The organism is Mycolicibacter longobardus (assembly GCF_002102265.1).
In the GTDB taxonomy this organism is placed as follows: Bacteria; Actinomycetota; Actinomycetes; order Mycobacteriales; family Mycobacteriaceae; genus Mycobacterium; species Mycobacterium longobardum.
This window is the reverse complement of the sequence record NZ_LQPG01000004.1, coordinates 26,932-47,594: the sequence shown is the minus strand read 5'-3', so window position 1 is coordinate 47,594 and position 20,663 is coordinate 26,932. Positions and strand designations below refer to the sequence as shown.

Annotated in this window: 16 protein-coding genes; 7 read left to right on the top strand and 9 right to left on the bottom strand. The window is 68.5% G+C overall.

Annotated features, from left to right (window positions below; genetic code table 11):
• Positions 1 to 3 precede the first annotated feature (3 nt).
• Entirely contained in the window at positions 4 to 2,202 is a 2,199-nt protein-coding gene (locus tag AWC16_RS00455; RefSeq protein ID WP_085262875.1) for an acyl-CoA dehydrogenase family protein, read from the top strand.
• 83 nt (positions 2,203 to 2,285) lie between these two features.
• Here AWC16_RS00455 and AWC16_RS00450 read toward each other — a convergent pair whose 3' ends face one another.
• The gene (locus AWC16_RS00450; RefSeq protein ID WP_085262874.1) at positions 2,286 to 3,173 is read right to left on the bottom strand and encodes a hypothetical protein; all 888 of its coding nucleotides are present in this window, start codon (positions 3,171 to 3,173) and stop codon (positions 2,286 to 2,288) included.
• Positions 3,174 to 3,303: 130 nt separating this feature from the next.
• Positions 3,304 to 4,974, bottom strand: coding sequence for a long-chain-fatty-acid--CoA ligase FadD2 (gene fadD2, locus AWC16_RS00445; protein ID WP_085262873.1), 1,671 nt, complete (start codon positions 4,972 to 4,974; stop codon positions 3,304 to 3,306).
• A gap of 58 nt (positions 4,975 to 5,032) precedes the next feature.
• Here fadD2 and AWC16_RS00440 point away from each other — a divergent pair, with 58 nt between their 5' ends.
• Entirely contained in the window at positions 5,033 to 6,289 is a 1,257-nt protein-coding gene (locus tag AWC16_RS00440) for a DNA polymerase domain-containing protein (protein WP_085262872.1), read from the top strand.
• A gap of 3 nt (positions 6,290 to 6,292) precedes the next feature.
• Here the strand turns inward: AWC16_RS00440 and AWC16_RS00435 are convergent, their stop codons facing one another.
• The 7 genes from AWC16_RS00435 to AWC16_RS00405 all read right to left on the bottom strand — a co-directional run bounded on the left by AWC16_RS00435 (position 6,293) and on the right by AWC16_RS00405 (position 13,920).
• Positions 6,293 to 7,426, bottom strand: coding sequence for a 3-ketosteroid-9-alpha-monooxygenase, oxygenase component (locus AWC16_RS00435; protein WP_085262871.1), 1,134 nt, complete (start codon positions 7,424 to 7,426; stop codon positions 6,293 to 6,295).
• 4 nt (positions 7,427 to 7,430) lie between these two features.
• Positions 7,431 to 9,092: a steroid-22-oyl-CoA synthetase gene (gene casI / locus AWC16_RS00430; protein WP_085262870.1), complete on the bottom strand. Its 1,662-nt coding sequence runs from the start codon at positions 9,090 to 9,092 to the stop codon at positions 7,431 to 7,433.
• Positions 9,082 to 9,645 (bottom strand): nuclear transport factor 2 family protein, encoded by a 564-nt coding sequence (locus tag AWC16_RS00425; RefSeq protein WP_109561228.1) that lies wholly within the window; start codon positions 9,643 to 9,645, stop codon positions 9,082 to 9,084. Before AWC16_RS00425 ends, casI begins: the two co-directional genes overlap by 11 nt.
• Before the next feature lie 97 nt (positions 9,646 to 9,742).
• On the bottom strand, positions 9,743 to 10,876 hold the full coding sequence (locus AWC16_RS00420; RefSeq protein WP_085262869.1) for a PucR family transcriptional regulator: 1,134 nt from the start codon (positions 10,874 to 10,876) through the stop codon (positions 9,743 to 9,745).
• A 20-nt stretch (positions 10,877 to 10,896) separates the two neighbouring features.
• A complete protein-coding gene (locus AWC16_RS00415) occupies positions 10,897 to 11,658 on the bottom strand; it encodes an SDR family NAD(P)-dependent oxidoreductase (protein WP_085262868.1) in 762 nt (253 codons plus the stop codon).
• A gap of 22 nt (positions 11,659 to 11,680) precedes the next feature.
• Positions 11,681 to 12,712 (bottom strand): phosphotransferase family protein, encoded by a 1,032-nt coding sequence (locus tag AWC16_RS00410; protein WP_085262867.1) that lies wholly within the window; start codon positions 12,710 to 12,712, stop codon positions 11,681 to 11,683.
• Positions 12,709 to 13,920 (bottom strand): acyl-CoA dehydrogenase family protein, encoded by a 1,212-nt coding sequence (locus tag AWC16_RS00405; protein ID WP_085262866.1) that lies wholly within the window; start codon positions 13,918 to 13,920, stop codon positions 12,709 to 12,711. Before AWC16_RS00405 ends, AWC16_RS00410 begins: the two co-directional genes overlap by 4 nt.
• A 124-nt stretch (positions 13,921 to 14,044) precedes the next feature.
• Between AWC16_RS00405 and AWC16_RS00400 the strand changes: the two genes are divergently transcribed.
• The 5 genes from AWC16_RS00400 to AWC16_RS00380 all read left to right on the top strand — a co-directional run bounded on the left by AWC16_RS00400 (position 14,045) and on the right by AWC16_RS00380 (position 20,654).
• Positions 14,045 to 14,923 (top strand): TetR-type transcription factor C-terminal domain-containing protein, encoded by an 879-nt coding sequence (locus tag AWC16_RS00400; RefSeq protein ID WP_085262865.1) that lies wholly within the window; start codon positions 14,045 to 14,047, stop codon positions 14,921 to 14,923.
• Complete coding sequence (locus tag AWC16_RS00395) at positions 14,913 to 18,512, top strand: hydantoinase B/oxoprolinase family protein (protein WP_085262864.1); 3,600 nt, start codon at positions 14,913 to 14,915, stop codon at positions 18,510 to 18,512. The genes AWC16_RS00400 and AWC16_RS00395 overlap by 11 nt, the downstream gene beginning before the upstream one ends.
• Positions 18,513 to 18,545: 33 nt before the next feature.
• Positions 18,546 to 18,932, top strand: a complete 387-nt coding sequence (locus AWC16_RS00390) for a hypothetical protein (protein WP_085262863.1) — start codon at positions 18,546 to 18,548, stop codon at positions 18,930 to 18,932.
• Positions 18,933 to 18,941: 9 nt separating this feature from the next.
• Positions 18,942 to 19,907, top strand: coding sequence for an ABC transporter substrate-binding protein (locus AWC16_RS00385; RefSeq protein WP_085262862.1), 966 nt, complete (start codon positions 18,942 to 18,944; stop codon positions 19,905 to 19,907).
• A gap of 87 nt (positions 19,908 to 19,994) precedes the next feature.
• The gene (locus AWC16_RS00380; protein WP_085262861.1) at positions 19,995 to 20,654 is read left to right on the top strand and encodes a 5-oxoprolinase subunit B family protein; all 660 of its coding nucleotides are present in this window, start codon (positions 19,995 to 19,997) and stop codon (positions 20,652 to 20,654) included.
• Positions 20,655 to 20,663 lie beyond the last annotated feature (9 nt).

Genomic DNA, 20,663 nt, shown 5'->3' with positions numbered 1-20,663 from the left:
TCAATGCCGATAGCGATCACTTCTGAGCATCAGGACCTCGCCGATTCCGTGCGGTCCTTCGTGACCCGGGCCGTGCCGTCCGAGCTGCTGCACGCCGCGATGGACTCCCCGATCGAGAACCCGCCGCCGTACTGGCGGGCCGCCGCCGAGCAGGGCCTGGCGGGTGTGCACCTGGCCGAGCAGGTCGGCGGGCAGGGCTTCGGCATCCTGGAGCTGGCGGTGGTGCTGGCTGAGTTCGGCTACGGCGCGGTGCCCGGCCCGTTTGTGCCGTCCGCGATCGCCAGCGCGCTGATCTCCGCGCACGATCCGGACGAGGCCCAGCTGGCCGGCCTGGCCAGCGGCGAGGTGATCGCCAGCTACACGCTGAACCCGGGGCTGACGGCCACCGCCGGAGGCGCCGGACTGGTGGTCCGCGGCGAAGCCCGCGCCGTCGCGGCCGCCGCCCAGGCGTCGTTGCTGGTGGCCCCCGTGGCGATCGACGGCGGCGAGGCATGGGTGCTGCTGCGCGCCGACCAGCTCGAGATCGAGCCGGTGGCCAGCGTGGACCCCCTGCGCCCGATCGCGCACGTACGGGCCGACGGGGTCGAGGTCGACGACGCGGCGGTGCTGCGCAACCTCAGCGGAGTCCGGGCGCACGCGCTGATCTCGACACTGCTGTCCGCGGAGGCGGTCGGGGTGGCCCGGTGGGCAACCGACACCGCGGCGGAGTACGCCAAGATCCGCGAACAGTTCGGCCGGCCGATCGGACAGTTCCAGGCCATCAAGCACAAGTGCGCGGAGATGATCGCCGACACCGAGCGGGCCACCGCCGCGGTGTGGGATGCCGCCCGGGCGATCGACGAGGCCGACCAAAGCGGCTGGGACGCTGCGGGTTCGACGGTGCAGTTCGCGGTGGCGGTCGCGGCCACCCTGGCTCCGAGTGCCGCGCAGCACTGCACCCAGGACTGCATCCAGGTGCACGGCGGGATCGGCTTCACCTGGGAGCACGACGCGGGTGTGTACTACCGGCGGGCGCTGATACTGGCCGCGTCGTTCGGCCGCCGCGCCGAGTACCCGCAGCAGGTCGTCGACACCGCCACCGCCGGTGGGATGCGCAAGATCGACATCGACCTGGACCCCGACACCGAGAAGCTGCGCGCCGAGATCCGCGCCGAGGTGGCCGCGCTCAAGGCCATGCCGCACGACGAGCGCACGGTGGCGATCGCCGAGGGCGGTTGGGTGCTGCCCTACCTGCCGAAGCCGTGGGGGCGGGCCGCCGAGCCGATCGAGCAGATCATCATCGAGCAGGAATTCTCCACCGGCCGGGTGCGGCGCCAGGCGATGGGCATCGCCGCGTGGCTCATCCCGTCGATCGTGGCGTTCGGCACCGACGAGCAGAAACAGCGCTTCCTGCCGCCGACGTTCCGTGGGGAATTGATCTGGTGCCAACTGTTTTCCGAGCCCGGCGCGGGTTCGGACCTGGCCAGCCTGACCACTAAGGCCACCAAGGTCGACGGCGGCTGGCGGATCAGCGGCCAGAAGATCTGGACCTCAGCCGCGCAGTTCTCCTCGTGGGGAGCGCTGCTGGCGCGAACGGACAGCTCCGCACCGAAACACGACGGCATCACCTACTTCCTGTTGGACATGAAAAGCGAAGGCGTGACGGTCAGTCCGCTGCGCGAACTCACCGGCGGGGCGATGTTCAACACGGTGTACATCGACGACGTGTTCGTCCCGGACGAGTTGGTGCTCGGCGAGGTGAACCGGGGCTGGGAGGTCAGTCGCAACACGCTCACAGCAGAGCGGGTGTCCATCGGCGGTTCCGAGATGCCGTTCCTGGCCAGTCTCGACGGCTTCGTGGAGTTCATCCGAGACGGCCAGTTCGATCACGGCGAACAGCGCCGGGCCGGTCAGTTGATCGCCGAGGGCCACGCCGCCAAGCTGCTCAACCTGCGCTCGACCCTGCTGACCCTGGCGGGGCTTGACCCGATGCCGGCGGCGGCGGTGTCCAAGCTGCTGTCCATGCGCACCGGCCAGGGCTACGCGGAGTTCGCGGTGGGCACGTTCGGCGGTGACGCGGCGATCGGCGACCGTGAGCAGCTGCCCGGCAAGTGGGCCGAGTACCTGTTGATGAGCCGTGCCACCACCATCTACGGCGGAACCTCAGAGGTCCAGCTCAACATCATCGCCGAGCGTCTGCTGGGCCTCCCCCGGGATCCGTAAGGGCCACCTGTTCCCGCGAGACACAGAATCGCACGCAGGCAAGCCTGCGGATGCGATTCTGTGTCTGCTCGGCGCACTGGAGGTCAGCCCGCCAACCGGGCCCGGGCCAGCTGCCGCTTGATCCGCGCAGCCAGCAGTGCGGGATGACGCCGGACGTCATCGGCAATAATGGGAATCGATATCCAGCCGGCATCCTGTATTCCGCCAAGGCGGATCCGGTCACGCAGCATCGCGGGGCCGCCGGCATGCCAGTCAATGCTCTCGTACTCCGCGGCCACCATCAGTTCCGGCCAGGCGAAGTCGGCCAACCAAAGCTCACCGGCCCGCCCGCAGATCGGGTACTGAAGCTCAGGGGTCGGGACGCCGTAATCGATCATCACCAGCCGCGCTTCGCTTTCCATCGCCGAGCCCGAGCGCCCGTCGACGTACGGCAGCAGGTCACGCACCGCAACGATGCCGCGCCGACCACGCTGTTCAAGTACCGCCTGCTCAAGCTCACGCGGCGTACAACAGCCCATACGCAACGCTGTGTCCAGCGTTGCGAGCGCGCGGGGGCGTGGTAGTTCGCGCGCGACCTCGACCGCGGTCCACGCCGGTGAGGTGGCGAGACGTCCTGCAACCGAATGCAATTGGGCTCCGGTCCGCTGATGCACCATGAGGCCCAGCGCCGGTCGCATCCGCACTCCGGGATCGAGAACGTGGACAGCCGTAGTGTTCTGGACGTCGAAGCCGTATAGCCGGGCAGCAGTTCCCATACACGCGACCGCAGGCCGCCTCATCAGCAGATCAAGTGCGCGCAGCCGCCCCAGCAGGTCGGGTTCCGCCGCGGCGTATACGCCGTACCAGACCCGCACCAGGCCACCCTGCTTGACCTGAACGTCGAGTTGCTGGCGAGTCATCACCGTCAACAACTGTTGCGTTGTCGCAACGCCGCCGGCTTGGTGAAGTAGGGCCACGGCATCCACATGCATGCCCGCAGTCTGGGGATGTGCCGCGTCTGCGGCCAGTCACCGCTGGGGATAACCCGCTGAGCAGACAGAGAATCGCACTTGCGGGGCATCCCGCGTGCGATTCTCTGTCTGCTCGCGGCAGAAACGCGCCCTACAGGTCGCGGAGTTCGCGCTTGAGAATCTTGCCGGTGGGGTTACGCGGCAGCTCGTCGAGGAAGACCACCTCGCGCGGCACCTTGTAGCGGGCCAGGTGCTCCTTCACGTACAGCTTGATGGCATCCTCGTCGACGCTGGAGCCTTCCTTGCGCACCACGAAGGCCCGCAGCCGCGCGCCCCACTCCTTGTCGTCGACGCCCAGCGCGGTCGCCTCGATCACGTCGGGGTGTCCGCTGATCAGGTCTTCGACCTCGGCCGGGAAGACGTTCTCGCCGCCGGAGACGATCATCTCGTCGTCGCGCCCGCTGACGTAGAGCAGCCCGCGCTCGTCGAAGTAGCCGACGTCACCGGAGGACAACAGGCCGTCGATGATCTGCTTGCCGCCGCCGCCGGTGTAGCCCTCGAACGGGAAGAAGTTGCCGACGAAGATCCGGCCGACCTGCCCCTGCGGCAACTCATTGCCGTTGTCGTCGAGGATCTTGACCTTGACGCCCTTGACCACGGGACCCACGGTCGCCGGGTTGTGCTGCAGGTCGGCGGGTCCGGCGATGGTGGCGAAGGCGACCTCGGTGGAGCCGTACATGTTGTAGATGACCGGTCCCAGGTCCTTCATCGCCCGGGTCGCCAGTTCGGCACCGAGCTGCGATCCGGAGACGAACACGATCCGCAGGTTGGACAGGTCCGGCTTGGGACTGGTCTTCTCCAGCTGGTCGAGGATCCGCGACAGCATGACCGGGACGACGACCATGCCGGTCACCTTGTGCTTTTCCAGGTCCTCCAGCACGGTGGCCGGCTTGAACCGGCGCCGCAGCACCAACGTCGAGCCGAAGAACATGGCCAGGGTGCCGTGCAGGTAACCCAGGGCGTGGAACATCGGCGACGGCAGGGAGGTCACCTCACCGGCGCGGAACGGGACATGCGACAGGATGCCGCCGATGGGCGCCAGCGTGGGCGGGGTGCTGCGGTTGGCGCCCTTGGGGGTGCCGGTGGTGCCGGAGGTCAAGATGATGATCGAGGCGTGCTTGGTGATCTTCGGCGCCGGCGCCTTGCTGCTGCGGGCGATCAGCTGCGCCAGTGTCTCGTCGGCGCTCCCGGACGGTTCGTCGGTGTCGGGGTTGACACCCAGCGCCCGCAGTTTGCCCAGCGGCGGGTCGGCCTGCGCGACGGCGGCGGTGTACTCGTCGTCGTAGATGATCAGTTTGGCGCCTTCGCGTTCGGAGACGTCCTTGATCTGCGGTCCGGAGAATTCACTGTTGAGCAGGATCAGCCGCGCGCCGACCCGGGCGCAGCCGTAGTTGGCGATCAGGAACCAGCGATGGTTGCGGGCCAGGATCGCCACCCCGTCGCCGCCCCGCACCCCCATCGCGAGCAGCCCGTTGGCCACCGCGTTGGCGGCGTCGTCGAGCTCCTTGAACGTGATGCTGCCGTCGTCGTCGATGACGGCGAGGCCGTTCGGGTTGCGGCGGGCATTGAGCGCCGGAATCATCCCCAGCTCGCCCCAGCGCTTCCCGTCGGTGATCGCGCTGGCAAGGACCCGCGGCGACTCAAGCTTCAGCGCACCCGACTCGAGGATCTTGCGCACATAGTGCAACTCGGCGTTACCGCGTTCGAGGTAGCGACCCAGCTTGGACACGGCCTGGCTGGGCAGTTCAGTGAGCTTAGCCATGGCCCAACCTTATGTGACGCAGGTCGCCGTCGGGCGGCGGATACGACCTCTGGTTAGCATGACGGTCATGGCCGGCGGGTTGTCGCTGGACGTGGCGGGACACCGGGTGGCGGTCACCCACCCGGACAAGGTGGTGTTCCCAGCCGGAAACGGCTCCACGCCGCGTACCAAGTTGGACCTGATCCGCTATTACCTCTCGGTGGCCGACGGTGTGCTGCGCGGAGTGGCCGGGCGGCCGATGATCCTCAAACGCTTCGTCGACGGCATCGAAGCGGAGGCCGTCTTCCAGAAGCGGGCACCGGCCAAACGCCCGGACTGGGTGTCGGTCGCCGAACTGCGCTACGCCTCGGGCCGGTCGGCGCAGGAGGTGGTCATCGACGACGAGGCCGGGCTGGCCTGGGTGATCAACCTGGGCTGTGTGGATCTCAACCCGCACCCGGTGCTCGCCGGCGACCTGGAGCACCCCGACGAGCTGCGTGTCGACCTCGATCCGATGCCCGGCGTCGGCTGGTCCCAGATCGTCGAGGTGACCCTGGTGGCCCGCGAAGTACTCGCCGATCACGGGCTGACCGCCTGGCCGAAGACGTCCGGCTCGCGGGGGATGCACCTCTACGCGCGGATCGCCCCGCAGTGGTCTTTTTCGCAGGTTCGGCTGGCCGCGCAGGCGGTGGCCCGCGAGATCGAAAGGCGCGCCCCGCAATCGGCCACCAGCCGGTGGTGGAAAGAGGAGCGGCACGGGGTCTTCGTCGATTTCAACCAGAACGCCAAGGACCGCACGGTCGCCTCGGCATATTCGGTGCGGGCCACGGCCGACGCCCGGGTCTCGACGCCGCTGCATTGGGACGAGGTCCCCGACGCCGACCCGGCGTCGTTCACCATCGACACCGTGCCGGAGCGGTTCGCGCGGATCGGCGACCCGTGGGCGGGTATGAACGAAACCGTCGGCTCCTTGGCGCGGCTGCTGGAACTGGCCGAACAGCAGGGCCCGGCGGAGAAGGCGCCGCGAGGCGCGCGCAGAAGCGTCGACGGCCGGCGCACCTCACCGCTGCCGTTGATCGACATCGCCCGCACCAAGACCCGGGACGAGGCGATGGCCGCCCTGGACGTCTGGCGGGAACGGCACGCCGCGGCGGCCAAACAGCTTGCGCCGGAAGATGTTCTGCTCGACGGCATGCGCGGGCCGAGTTCGATCTGGTACCGGGTCCGGATCAACCTGCAGCACGTCCCGGCCGGGCAGCGCCCGCCGCAGGAGGAGTTGATCGCCGACTACAGCCCATGGCGGGAAAAGCAAAGCAGGCAGGGCAAGCAGCCCTAGCGATCAGGGCACGGTGATGCCGGCCGCCAGGTTCGCGGCGACTTCCTGCTCCCAGTGACCGAACGCGTGGGTGGTGTCGACCTCCACCTCGAACCGATCCGTCATCTCAGGCGTGACGTCGGCTGCGTCGACGTAGAACTGCTCATACCATCTGCGCAGCTGGTACACCGGACCGTCTTCCTCGGTGAGCAGTGGGTTCTCCACCGGCGCCTTGTGCCGCCAGATCTCGACGTCCTCCAAGAACCCCCCGCCGAATGAGCGGCTCATCGACGCGGCGAGCTTGGTGGCCTTCTCCGGGGGCAGGTTCGGCATCTGCTGGACAGCGACACCCCACTGCAGCATGAACGAGTCCTGGGTGACCGGGTAGTGGCAGTTGATCAGCGCGATCTCGGCAGTGAAGTCCGGCGCGAGGTCGTTGTGCAGCCAGTTGATCATGTAGGCCGGCCCGAAGTAGGTCGCCTCGGAGCGCAGGTAGGTGCCCTCCCACAGTTTGTCGGCGCCCGGGGAGTCCGGCCGGACCCTGCTCTCCATGTACTGGCTGGCGCAGGTGCCCTCGATCACGTTCTTGAAGTACGTCGGATACGAGTGGTGAATGTAGAAGAAGTGCGCCATGTCGACGACGTTGTCGATGATCTCGCGGCAGTTGGCGCCCTCGATCAGGACCGAGTCCCACTGCCACGGCGACCAGATGCCGGCATCCATCCCGTCGATCTGCGGCGGGGTCAGCTCGGCGGGCGGCGAGGAACCCTCCGGGTCGTGCCACATCAGCAGCTGACCGTTGACCTCGCAGGTGGGCCAGCGCCGGGTGCGCGCCATCCGCGGCGCCCGCTTGGCGTAGGGCACCTGGGCACACCGGCCGGTCGAGCCCTGCCAACGCCAGTCGTGGAACGGACACGCCAGCGTGTCGCCCTTGACGGTGCCCCGGGACAGGTCGGCGCCCATGTGCCGGCAGTACGCGTCCAGCACGTGCACGTCACCGCTGGAGTCGGCGAACACCACCAGCCGGGTACCGAAGGCATCGATGGCGTGCGGCTGTCCGTCCCGGAAGGTCTCGGCCAGTCCCAGGCAGTGCCACCCCCGCGCGTACCGGTTCTTGGGGGTGCCGTGGTCCAGCTCGCGGATCGCGCTGTCACTCATGTCTCTACCCTTCGCCTCGCAGGTAGCTCTGCCGGCCGTAGGACGTGAACTCCGCGTCCAGGGACCGCTTGTCGTCGTCGCTCATGCGGGTGTAGACGGGCGTACCCCGCCCAGCCCAGCGGTACACCGGCTCGTCGGTGTGCCAGCGCCCAGCCTGCAGTTCACGCTTGAGCACCTTGTTGGAGCCGGTGACTGGCAGGTGCGCCGAGATCCGCAGAAACCGCGGTGTGCCCTTGCTGCCCAGGTCGGGCTGGGCGGCCAGATACCCGGCGAATTCCGCCACGTCGAAGCCGTCGGGGTCGGCTACCTCGATGGCGCCCATCACCTGGTCACCGGAGCGGGGGTCGGGTACCGCGTACACGCCGGCGCTGATGACCAGCGGATGCCGGCGCAGCACCTGTTCGATGGTCAGCGCGGAGGTGTTCTCACCGTCGACCCGAATCCAGTCGCCGCGCCGGCCGGCAAAGTACAGGAAGCCTGCCTCGTCGCGGTAGCCGAGGTCGCCGGTCCAGTACCAGCCGTCGCGAATCTTCTCGGAGTCCGCGGTGTCGTTCTTGTAGTAGCCCTCGAAGTCGCGGGCCCCGGTCTTGTCGACGATCTCGCCCACCGCGGCGTCGGCGTTGGACACCCGGCCGTGCTCGTCGAGGACCGCGGTGGCGCACTCGGCACGGGTCTGCGGGTCGACGATGGCGATGCCCGCGTGCGCGGGCCGGCCCAGCGCACCCGGTGGCGCGGCCGGGTCCGGCACGGCGGCGTTGCCGCCCTCGCTGGATCCGTAGCCCTCATGCAGCACGGCGCCGAACCGGCGCAGGAACTCGGCCTGATCCTGCGGCGACGCCTCGGTGCCGAAACCCCGGACCAGCGTGTTGTCGGCATCGTCGGGCTGCTCGGCGGTGGCCAGCAGGTAGCCCATGGCCTTGCCCACGTAGGTGAAGAAGGTCGCGCCGAAGTAGCGCACGTCGGGCAGGAACTGCGACGCCGAGAACTTGGGTGTCAGACAGACGGTGGCCCCGTTGGCCAGCGCTGGCGCCCACAGCGCCATGATCGCGTTGCCGTGAAACAGCGGCATGCAGCAGTAGTCGACGTCCGCGCGCACGTGGCCGAACTTGGCGGTGGCCATCTCGGCGATCCGGACCAGGCGGCCCTGGCTGCATTTGACCGCCTTGGAGGCGCCGGTGGTGCCGGAGGTGAACAGCAGCAGCAGCAGCGACGACGGGCCCACCCCCGGTGCGGCGGCCGGTTCCACCCGGTGCGCCCGGATCAGCTCGGCGTAGCGGGGGTCGTCGATCACCAGGAAGCGCTCGCAGTCCAGGCCGTGGCCCAGGTCGCGCAGCCGGTCCATCCCGGCGGTGTCGGTGACGATCAGCTGGCAGTCGGCGTGACGGATCTCGGCGGCCAACTCGGCATCGCCACGGGTGGGGTTGATCCCGACGACGACCGCGCCTGCCAGCGCGCCGGCGCCGAGCCAGAACACGAAATCCGGGACGTTCTCCAGCAGCACCCCGATGTGAAACGGTCCGTCCCGGCGCAACTCAGACGCCAACGCGGCGCGCGCGGCGGACTCACGCACCACTTCGTCCCAGGTCCAATCCTGTTGCCGGGTGCGAAGTCCCAGATGCTGGTCGCCGAGTCGGTCGAGCAGCAGTCCTGCGATGTCAGTACGCATTCGCCGCAGGCGTGTGAACGAGATCGATGTATTGCTGCGGAAGGTCGTCGGCGGCCACCTTCGTCACGCTGCGCACGCCGGCGAAGTAGGAGTCCTCACCGACGATCTTGCCGTGCTCGTCGATCGGCCACAGCAGCACCTGCCGGTACACCACCAGGTAGTCGGCGTCCGCGTCGTCGACTTCGATCCCGAGGATGGCGGTCTGGGGACCCGGGTAGAGCTGCTTCATGTTGCCCTCGGTCACCACGCAGTCGTCGTCGACGACCAGCCGGTCGATCTCGAACTCCAACACATTGGTGCGGGTCCCCATGAAGGCGGTGTAGTAGCCGCGCACCCCGTCGGTCGTCTTCGGACCGACATCCTGACCGCTCATCCAGAAGTGGTAGTCCGGCTCCGCGCTCAGCGTCCCCATCACCTGGTCGAGGTCCGGCGCGGCCTCACCCTTCATGTGGTCGATCACCACTTCGAGATTGGCCCGGTGCCGCTCATCGGTGGTTGCGGCCAACCGCTCCTCCAAGGGTGCCCAGGTCCGGCTGGGGTCGATGACGGCCACGATTCAAACTCCTCGTATCGGTTGAGCGGGTCCAGTGATCATCATCACTCCAACCATTGCCCCGGTCATCCGCCATATGTCTGTTGGATTACCGATATCATCCGACGTTTGTCGGTTCCGTGGCGGAGAGTTCGGCCGACGACAGTGCGATACGGCGCACGAAGAGCACCAGGGTGGCCGTGAACCGATCGATCGGGTCGGCCAGGTCCCAGCCCATCGCCGACTCGACGTGGGCGATGCGCGCCGCCACCGTGCTGTGGTGCAGGTGCAGCTGGGTGGCGGTGCGGCGCAGCGAACCGAGCACGCAGAACGCCTCGGTGGTGTCGACGTCGTGCGCCCCCGCTGGTTTCGACGCGATCGCGTTGATCCGCGCCACATCGCGGTGCCGCAGCACCTGCTCCAACGGCAGGTCCGCGAGTAGCTCCAGGACACTCAGGCGCTCATAGGCGACCGCCCTGCGCCCGTAGTGGGTGGACGACGCGAACCGCAGCCCGCGTTGCGCCTGCCGCCAGGACCCGGCCGCCCCGAACACGGTGGTCTTGGCGCCGATCCCGACCCACGGCCCGCGGCCGGTGGTCGCGGGCAGCGGCGGCGGGAACGCCGCGATGATCGCCGCGTCCAGGCGGTCCGACAAGGTCCGGGCATCCTCCGAGCTGTAGCACAGCAGCGCCGTGTCGCCGCCGATCGTGACCGAGCGGATCGGTTGGTCACCCAGTTCGCGTACGACGACGCGCAGCGCCTCGGCCGGCGATCCGGCCGACACCGCCAGCACTCGGACCTCGCGGGTCTCATCGAGGCCCAAGAGCCGGATCGCGCGGGCCCGTTCGGCGGGTAATTCGTTGTCGGACAACACCAGTTCCAACAGCGCGGGATCGCCCAACTGCACGGTCGATCCCACCCGGGAAGCCGTCATTCGCAGCGCGTGGCGCACCCGGTCGATCAGTACCTCATCGAGCGGATGCGCTGCGCCGCCGGCGCGTTCCAACCGAACCTCGGGGTTCATACGGCGGTCCCAGCTTCGCCTCTCCTTCGTCGAGCCTCGCTGAACCTCCGGTTCGGTCGCCGACACCCACCGCACGGCCACCGGGCATTGGGCGACCGCCTCGGCTGATCGGACCACCGCCTCGGCGTCGGCACTCGACTCGACCAGCGCGTCGAAATGCGCGACGATCCGCAATACCGCGTCGGCACCGGAACCCAGCTCGGACAGCCGGATCGCCTCGGGAAACATCAGCCGAGGCTATCGCTACGTCAGTTGATCGTGAAGCCGCCGTCAACCGCGATGGTCTGTCCGGTGACGTAGCCGCCGGCATCCGAGGCCAGCCACACCGCGGTGGCCGCCAGTTCTTCGGGATCTCCCATGCGGCCCAGCACGATGCGGTGGGAGATGCTGTCCAGGTAGCCCGGACGGTACTGGTCGGTCATCTCCGATTGGAAGAACCCGGGTGCGATCGCGTTGACCCGGATGCCTTTTCGGCTCCCCCACTGCTGAGCCAGATCTCGCGTCAGACCGATCAGCCCGGCCTTGCTGGCGGCGTAGGCGGCCTGCGGCAGCCCGGCCGTGGTCAGGCCCAGGACGCTGGAGATGTTGACGATCGAGGAACCCGGCCCCATCACCCGTCCGCAGGCCTGTGCGGCCCAGTACGCCCCGTTGAGGTTGATGTCGATCACCTCGCGGAACTGCTCGGGGGTCTCCCGGGTGGCGGGGTGCGCCGTTCCGATACCGGCGTTGTTGATCAACACATCGACACGCCCGAACCGCTCGATCGCCGCCTCCACCATTCGGGTGGCCGCCGCCGGGTCGGCGACATCGGTGGCCACCGGCAGGGCTGCGCGTCCGGTGCCGGTGACGAGCTCGGCTGCCTGCGCGAGCTTCTCCACCCGCCGCGCCGCCAGCACGACATCAGCGCCGGCCTCGGCGAAAGCCCGGGCGAAGTAGACGCCCAGGCCCGAGGACGCCCCGGTCACCACGGCGACCTTGCCGTCCATGCGGAACCTGTCCAGTACGCTCACCCGACTCACCTTTCTCGACTTATCACTTTCGCTTCAACGCATTTCGTGCCGCGGCGATGAACTCCGGCGCAGCCTCTGCCGCCGCACCGGCGTTCTGCACGTCACCGGCGCCGTGCAGGGCCCGGTGGGTGATTCCCTCGGCGATCACGCCGATCTTGAAGTTCGCCAGCGCCAAATAGAAGTTCCAGTCACCCAGGTCGCGGCCCGACAGCCGTGCGTATTCCTCGGCGAGAGTATCGGCCGACGGCAGTCGATCACTGGTCCATGCGGCGGGGTGACCGAACACGAGGTCGAAGGCAGGCGATCGGTAGGCGCACATCAGGGCGATGTCGGTGAGCGGATCACCGAGAGTGGAAAGCTCCCAGTCCACGACTGCCCGGACGACATCTGCCTGCTCGGCATCGCAGATGGTGTTGTCGATACGGAAGTCGCCGTGCACCACCGATGACTCCGATGTCTGCGGAATGGCGTCGGCCAGCGCCGCGGCCAGCCCCGCCACGTCGTCGGTCAACGCGTCGTCGCTCGGGCGGGTCTTGACCAGATCCCACTGGCGTGCCCACAGCCGCACCTGGCGCTCCAGGAAACCCGCCGGCCGGCCGAATGCCTCCAGCCCGACGGCGCGGTAGTCGACCGCGTGCAGATCCACCAGCACCCGCACCAACGCCGCGGCGTTGGCGCCCAGCTCCTCATCCGACAGCGCGTCCAGATCGTCCTTGTGCCGGTAGACCCGTCCGGTCACGAACTCGGTCACGGTCAACGGCATACCGCACACCACACCGTCGGCATCCAGTGCAATGGGCCGGGCGATCGGCACGCCGGTGCCGTAGAGCTTTTCGGTGACCACGAATTCGCGCCCCACGTCGTGGGCCGACGGGGTGAGACCGCCGAGCGGGGGCCGGCGAACCACCCACGCCGAGGACTCGTCGCTGACCTTGAAGGTGAGATTCGAGCGGCCACCGGCAATCAGTTCGACGACGAGTTCACCGGCAACCGGAACGTCGTGAGCGACGAGGTACTGCCGCAGGGCAACCGGATCCAGGCCTTCGACCGTCACCGCGGGGCGTCCTTGAGTGCTCGCCGCGCCGCCCCGACCCTCCGCTTGGCGATGGCCCAGCGGTGCACTTCCGACGGCCCGTCGTACACCCGGAACGGCCGCACTTCGCGGGACAGTCGCGCGGGGGGCAGATCCTCGGTGACGCCCAGCGCACCGCACATCTGCACGCTGCGGTCGACGATGCGGAAGATCGCCTCGGCGGCGAAGGTCTTGGCGATCGATGTCGCATCCCCGGCATTGCTGCCCTGATCCAGTTCCCAGCACGCCCGCACCAGCAGCGCTCGAGTGGCCGCGATGTCGATCTCGTTGTCTGCCACCATGTTCTGGATCATGCCCAGATCGCCGAGCGCCGAGCCGAACGCCTGGCGCTGCACGACGTGGGACAGGGCGGTGTCGTGACCCCGACGCGCGGCGCCCAGCCATCGCATCACGTGCGTCATGCGCGCAGGCCCCAGACGGACCTGGGCGTACTCGAAGCCGCGGTCCACCTCGCCGAGCACCGCGTCGGCGGGAACCCGCACATCCTCGAAGAACACCTCACAGTGGCCGCCCACCATCGACCGGTCCAGCGTCGGGATGTGCCGGCCGACGGTCAGGCCGGCGGTGTCGGCGGGGACCAGGAACATGGTGGCGCCGCCGCGTTGTCCGGCGTCCCCGGAGGTTCTGGCCATGACGATGAAGAACGCGGCGCCGTCGGCACCGGTGATGTACCACTTGCGGCCGGTGATGTACCAGTCCCCGGACCGCTGTTCGGCCCTGGTCGTCAGCGCGGCCGGATCCGAGCCCGCACCCGGGGCGGGTTCGGTCATCGCGAAGGCGGACCGAACGTCGCCGGCCGCCAGGGGCGCGAGGTAGCGGGCTTTCTGCTCGGGGCTGGCCACCTCCGCCAGCAGATGCACGTTGCCCTCATCCGGGGCGGCGATGTTGACCGCGGCGGGACCGAACAGCGAGTAGCCGGCGGCCTCGAATACCGGCGCCCGGTCGGACATGTTCAGACCCAGCCCGCCGTATTCGACCGGAGCATGCGGCGCGAACACACCGGCACGGCGCGCCGCCGCCTGCAGTTCCTGCACCGCGGCGTCGCCGCCCGCGGCCGCGATGTCTCCGCCGTAGCGATCCTCGACCGGCAGCACCACTTCATCGACGAATGCCCGCGTCTTTTCGACGAGCTCCGAGACTTCCGGCGAGTAGCTCAACTCGATCGCCATGTCACCCCAATCAGGTTCGCATCTACCCGACCGATCGCTCGGCCCGAACAATACGGACTGTGGCACAGCACGACATTTTCCGTCAAAATAGTTCAGTATTCCTGAACACTACAAGGAGTTGGCCGTGGCCGGACCACCCGAATGCGGCAGTGCGATCCGCGCGGCCCGCCGGGCCCGGGGCCTGACGGTCCGCGATCTCGCGCAGAGCCTGCGGGTCAGCCCGGCGACCGTGAGCGCGATGGAAAACGGCAAGACCGGGGTCTCGGTCACCCGGCTGCAGGCATGCGCCGCGGTGCTGGGCGTGACGGCGGCCCAGATCCTGTCGGGCGCCATCCCCGCACCGGCACCCTCCCCGGGAGATCTCCGAGCCGAAGCCCGGGGATCGGGCCGCGACTGGCGGACCTTTCCGCCACTGGTCCTCGATGGCGTCCTGAGCGCGGCCATCGATGCCTTTGTCGAAACCGGGTACCACGGCAGCACGATGCGGGACCTGGCCGCCCGCGCGGGCATGAGCGTTCCCGGCATCTACCACCACTACCCCGACAAGCAGACGCTGCTGGTGGCGATACTGGATCTGACCATGACCGAACTGCACTGGCGCGTCAACGCCGCACGCAACGACGCTCAAACCGGGCTTGGCGAGGTGCGGCTCATCGTTGAAGCCCTGGCGCTTTTCCACACCCACCGCCAGAAGCTGGCATTCATCGGAGCCAGCGAGATGCGCAGTCTCACCGCGGCGAATCGGCAACGTATCGCCGACTCGCGAAACCAACTGCAGCACATACTCGACGATGCCATCTCCCGCGCATCGCGAGAGGGAGACGTCGATGGCAGCGACGTTCTGGACCGCCGGATCGCCGGACGCGCCATCACCACGATGTGTACATCGTTGCCGCAGTGGTTCAACGCGGCCGGACCGCGAACACCCGAAGAAACGGCGCGCAGCTACGCCGACTTCGCGGTCTCCCTGATTACCAAGCAGAATGTGACCCGTGTCGGCTAAATGGCAGTTCTGGATCGACCGGGGCGGCACGTTCACCGACATCGTGGCGCGCCGCCCGGACGGACACCTGTTCACTCACAAGCTGCTCTCGGAGAACCCGGCGCGCTACCGGGACGCGGCGGTGGCCGGCATCCGGGCCCTGTTGCAGATCACCGATGACGCACCGATTCCGGCCGGGCTCATCGATGCGGTACGGATGGGCACGACGGTGGCCACCAACGCCCTGCTGGAACGCGCCGGCGAGCGCACCCTGCTGGTCATCACCCGTGGTTTCGGCGACGCGCTGCGCATCGCCTACCAGAATCGGCCGCGTATCTTCGACCGGCACATCGTGTTGCCCGAGCAGCTCTACGAACGCACCGTCGAGGTCGACGAACGCATCACCGCCGACGGGACTGTGCTGCGTGCGCCGGATCTGGCGGCCCTGGCCGAACAGCTGCGCGCCGCCCACGCCGACGGCATCCGCGCGTGCGCGGTGGTGTGCCTGCACAGCTATCGCAATCCCGCGCACGAGAAGGCGATCGGTGCCCTGGCCGAACAGGTCGGCTTCACCCAGGTCTCGCTGTCGGGTGAGGTAAGCCCGCTGCCGAAGCTGGTTCCACGCGGCGACACCGCCGTCGTCGACGCCTACCTGTCACCGGTGTTGCGGCGCTATGTGGCACAGGTGGCCGATCAGCTCAGCGGTGTGCGACTGATGTTCATGCAGTCCAACGGCGGGCTCGCGGCGGCCGATCACTTCCGTGGCAAGGACGCGATCCTGTCCGGGCCGGCCGGCGGAATCGTCGGCATGGTGCGGATGTCGGCACTGGCCGGCTTCGACTCGGTGATCGGGTTCGACATGGGCGGAACCTCCACCGACGTTTCGCATTACAGCGCTGCCTCAGGCGGCTACGAGCGGGTTTTCACCACCGAGGTCGCCGGGGTGCGGCTACGGGCCCCGATGCTGCACATCCACACCGTCGCCGCCGGCGGCGGATCGATCCTGCACTTCGACGGCAGCCGGTACCGGGTGGGGCCGGAGTCCGCGGGCGCCGACCCGGGCCCGGCCTGCTACCGGCGCGGCGGGCCGCTGACCGTCACCGATGCCAACGTGATGCTCGGGCGCATCCAGCCGGCGCACTTCCCCTCGGTGTTCGGACCGGCCGGTGACCAGCCGTTGGATGCGACGGCGGTGCGACGGTCCTTCGCCGAGCTCGCCGCCGAAATCTGTTCGGCCACCGGTGATGACCGCGCCCCCGAGCAGGTTGCCGAAGGGTTCCTGCGCATCGCCGTGGCAAACATGGCCAACGCGGTCAAGAAGATCTCGGTGCAGAAGGGCCACGACATCACCCGCTACGCGCTGACCACCTTCGGCGGCGCCGGCGGACAGCACGCGTGCGCGGTCGCTGACGAGCTCGGCATCCGCACGGTGCTGGTGCCGCCGATGGCGGGCGTGCTCTCGGCCCTGGGCATCGGGTTGGCCGACACCACCGTGATACGCGAGCGGGCGACAGAGGTTCAGCTGGAATCGGCCGTTCTCGCCGAGCTGGGCGAGGTTGCCGACGATCTCGAGCATCAGGCTCGCGCCGAGCTTGCCGCCCAGGACATTCCGGCCGACCGAACCCGGGCGGCACGTCGGGTACACCTTCGCTATCAGGGCACCGACACCTCGATTCCAGTCGAGCTTGCCGGCCTCACCGAGATGACGACGGCCTTCGAGAACGTCCACCGGAACATGTACTCGTTCCTGATGGAGCGCCCACTGATCGCCGAAGCGGTCTCGGTCGAGGCGACCGGGCTCACCGAGCAACCCGAGCTGTGCCGCCGGGGCGGTGACGCCGACGTCACTCACCCGAGCGAAGTCGTCCGGCTCTACAGCGGTGGCGCCTGGCGGGAAGCGCTGCTGCACCGGCGGGAGTCCATCACGCCGGACGCCGTCATCACCGGGCCGGCCATCATCGCCGAGGACAACGCCACCACCGTCGTCGACGACGGCTGGCAGGCCGGCCTGACCACCGATGGACAGCTGGTGCTGCGACGCACGACCGCGGCTGCGCCGGACGACGCCGGTACCGCGGCCGACCCGGTGCTGCTGGAGATCTTCAACAATCTGTTCATGGCCATCGCCGAACAGATGGGCACCCGGTTGGAGGCCACTGCCCAGTCGGTGAATATCCGTGAGCGGCTGGACTTCTCCTGCGCGCTGTTCGATGCGGAGGGCAACCTGGTGGCCAACGCGCCGCACATCCCGGTCCACCTGGGTTCGATGGGCGCCACCGTCAAGGAGGTGATCGCCAGGCGGGCCGGACAGCTGCGGCCCGGCCAGGTCTACGCGGTCAACGACCCGTACCACGGCGGCACCCATCTACCGGATATCACCGTTGTCACGCCGGTGTACGCCGAGTCGGCGAGCCCCGGTGACCCGGTCCTGTTCTTTGTGGCATCCCGCGGCCACCACGCCGAAATCGGCGGAACCACACCCGGTTCCATGCCTGCCGACAGCCGGACTGTCGACGAGGAAGGCGTGCTGTTCGACAACTGGCTGCTGGTCGACGACGGCCACTTCCGTGAGGCGCAGACCCGGGAACTGCTCACCGGGGCGCGGTTCCCCTCTCGCAGCCCCGACACCAACCTCGCCGACCTGCGCGCCCAGATCGCGGCCAACCAGAAGGGGATCGACGAGATCCGGGCGATGATCTCCCATTTCGGGCTGGATGTGGTGCAGGCCTACATGCGCCACGTTCAGGACAACGCCGAGGAGGCGGTGCGGCGCGTCATCGACTCCCTCGGCGACGGCGAGTACCGCTACCAGATGGACTCGGGTGCGGTGATCGCGGTACGGGTGACCGTCGACCGCGCAGCGCGGAGTGCCACCATCGATTTCGAAGGAACCTCGCCTCAGTTGGCGACGAACTTCAATGCGCCGTCGGCGGTGGCCACCGCCGCGGCGCTCTACGTGTTCCGCACCCTGGTAGCCGACGACATCCCGATCAACGACGGTTGCCTGCGCCCCCTGCACATCACGATCCCGGACGCGACCATGCTGTCGCCGACCCATCCGGCCGCGGTGGTGGCCGGCAATGTCGAGACCTCCCAGGCGATCACCGGGGCATTGCTGGCCGCGCTGGGTGTGCAGGCCGAGGGAGCGGGAACGATGAACAACGTCACGTTCGGCAACGCCGACCACCAGTACTACGAGACGCTCGGCTCCGGGTCCGGCGCCGGTGACGGTTTCGACGGCGCTTCGGTGGTGCAGACCCACATGACCAACTCGCGGCTCACCGATCCCGAGGTGCTGGAGATGCGTTTCCCGGTGTTGTTACGCGAGTTCACAATCCGGCAAGGCAGTGGCGGGGCCGGCCGCTGGCACGGCGGCGACGGCGGTCTGCGCCGGCTGGAGTTCCGCGAGCCGATGACGGTCAGCGTGCTGACCGGACACCGGCGCGTTGCGCCCTACGGCATGGCCGGGGGCAGCCCCGGGGCGCTCGGGCACAACCGGGTGCAACGCGCTGACGGCACGGTCACCGAACTGGCCGGCTGCGATTCCACCGACGTCGGTCCCGGCGATGTGCTGGTGATCGAAACCCCCGGCGGCGGCGGATACGGCTGACAACACCGTTGGTGTAGGGCAGAGTTGTACACCATGGCGAACCCGAAGGTTCCGAGTCCGGCAGACATCAAGTCCGCCTCCAAGGCAGCCCTGGACACCGCCCAGACCGCCCTGGACACGGCCCAGGCAGCCGCCAACGCCGCGATGCGAGTACCGCCCGCCACGGCGAAGATCGCCGCGGAGCTGCCGAGCCTGGTGGAGAACCTGGCCAGCACGATCGAGCGACTCAACACCACGATCGACCGAACCGAGCGCTACCTGGCGCTCGCCGACCCCATGCTTGCCACGATGGATCGTGTTCTGCCGCAACTGGAGGCACTGGTGGCAACCGGTAACGACGTCTATAAGGCGCTGTCCGGTCTGCCGGGGATCTCCAAACTGGGACGGCGCGTCACCGGCCGCCCCACCGAGCGCCAATAGTGTCGGCGTATGCCTCCCCGGTGGAATCGACGCAGGTTCCTCGGTGCGGCCGGAGCCGCAGCCCTGCTCACGGTCGGCGTCGGCGAGTCGACCACGGCCTGCTCTTCGGGCAGGACAGGCGACGACGCCCCCGCCGCGGGGCCGGTCACCATCACCCACCTCTTCGGTGAGACGACCGTTCCGGAGCCGCCCAGGCGGGTGGTCTGCGCCGGCTACACCGGGCAGGATGATCTGCTCGCCCTCGGGGTCGTCCCGATCGCGGTGACCGACTGGTTCGGCGGTCAGCCGTTCGCGGTATGGCCCTGGGCGCAGCAGCTGCTCGGTGACGCCAAGCCAGCGGTACTGGACCTCAACGACGGGATCGCGGTTCACCAGATCGCCGACCTCAAGCCGGATCTGATCATCGCGACCAACGCCGGGGTGGACGCCGACACCTATCAGAAGTTGTCGGTGATCGCGCCGACCGTGCCGCAGTCCGGTGGTGACGCCTTCTTCGAGCCCTGGAAGGTTCAGGCCACCGCCATCGGCAAGGCGGTCCACCGGGCACAGCAGATGCAGTCCCTCGTCGACGGCGTCGACGCGAAGTTCGCCGAGGTCGCCTCCGCGCACCCCGGCTTCGCCGGCAAGAGGGCTCTGCTCCTGGCGGGCCGCCTCGAGAATGGAATCGTCTCGGCCGACACCGGCTGGCGCACCGACTTCCTGACCCAGCTGGGGCTGACCGTCGCCGAAGCACCCGCGGTGATCGACCACGATCGGATCGGGTCCACGCTCGCCGGCGTCGACGTACTGATCTGGACCACCGAGAGTGACGACGAACGCCGGGCCCTGCTCGATGATCCTGACATCGCCGCGTACGAGTCCCGCAGCGTCTTCACCACCAAGGAGCAGGCCGGTGCGATCGCATTCGCCTCTCCGCTGAGCTACCCGGTGGTGGCCGACCAACTACCGGCATTGATCGCCAAGGTCACCGGGTAGGGCCCAACTCTGCACGTTCGGTAAGACCCCTCTGGCATAGCCCGCAGAACTGTGGCCCACATCACTATTCGGGACTACGGTCGTGGCATGAGCCTGGCAATGGAATTCACGGATCTCACCCAGACCGACACGATCCTGGACTACGGCGACACCGGACTGCTGCTGCAGTTCGACCGCACCGCAGACGTGCTGGCATGGACCGCGGCACTGCGCTCCGCGGCACTCCCCGGGGTCATCGACATCGTCCCGGCCTCGCACACCGTCTTGCTGACCCTGGCCGCACCCGGCTATCAGGCGCGGGTCCGGCGCCGGCTGGCCACCCTGACCGTCGACACCGACGAGGTCCAGACCAGTGCACCGAGCGGCGCGGCGGACGTGGTGATCGACGTCATCTACGACGGGCCCGACCTCGCCGAGGTGGCCGAGCGCACCGGCCTGACCGTCGCCCAGGTGATCAACGCCCACACCGCAACGCCCTGGCTGGTCGGATTCGGCGGATCTACACCGGGTTTCGCCTACCTGATCGGCGGCGACCCGAGGCTGCAGGTACCTCGGCGCGCCGAACTGCGGGCCGCGGTTCCGGCCGGTTCAGTGGCGTTGGCAGGTCAGTTCAGCGGCATCTACCCGCGCCAGTGGCCGGGCGGCTGGCAACTGATCGGCCGCACCGACGCGGTGCTGTGGGATCTGGGCCGCCCCGATCCGTCGCTGCTGACACCGGGCCTGTCGGTGCAGTTCCGGGCCGCGTGAGGCGCGGAA

Coding starts and splice junctions, on each gene's coding strand:
- AWC16_RS00455 (WP_085262875.1), top strand. CDS start 4: ATGCCGATAGCGATCACTTCTGAGCATCAGGACCTCGCCGATTCCGTG.
- AWC16_RS00450 (WP_085262874.1), bottom strand. CDS start 3,173: ATGCATGTGGATGCCGTGGCCCTACTTCACCAAGCCGGCGGCGTTGCG.
- fadD2 (WP_085262873.1), bottom strand. CDS start 4,974: ATGGCTAAGCTCACTGAACTGCCCAGCCAGGCCGTGTCCAAGCTGGGT.
- AWC16_RS00440 (WP_085262872.1), top strand. CDS start 5,033: ATGACGGTCATGGCCGGCGGGTTGTCGCTGGACGTGGCGGGACACCGG.
- AWC16_RS00435 (WP_085262871.1), bottom strand. CDS start 7,426: ATGAGTGACAGCGCGATCCGCGAGCTGGACCACGGCACCCCCAAGAAC.
- casI (WP_085262870.1), bottom strand. CDS start 9,092: ATGCGTACTGACATCGCAGGACTGCTGCTCGACCGACTCGGCGACCAG.
- AWC16_RS00420 (WP_085262869.1), bottom strand. CDS start 10,876: ATGTTTCCCGAGGCGATCCGGCTGTCCGAGCTGGGTTCCGGTGCCGAC.
- AWC16_RS00405 (WP_085262866.1), bottom strand. CDS start 13,920: ATGGCGATCGAGTTGAGCTACTCGCCGGAAGTCTCGGAGCTCGTCGAA.
- AWC16_RS00390 (WP_085262863.1), top strand. CDS start 18,546: ATGGCGAACCCGAAGGTTCCGAGTCCGGCAGACATCAAGTCCGCCTCC.
- AWC16_RS00385 (WP_085262862.1), top strand. CDS start 18,942: ATGCCTCCCCGGTGGAATCGACGCAGGTTCCTCGGTGCGGCCGGAGCC.
- AWC16_RS00380 (WP_085262861.1), top strand. CDS start 19,995: ATGAGCCTGGCAATGGAATTCACGGATCTCACCCAGACCGACACGATC.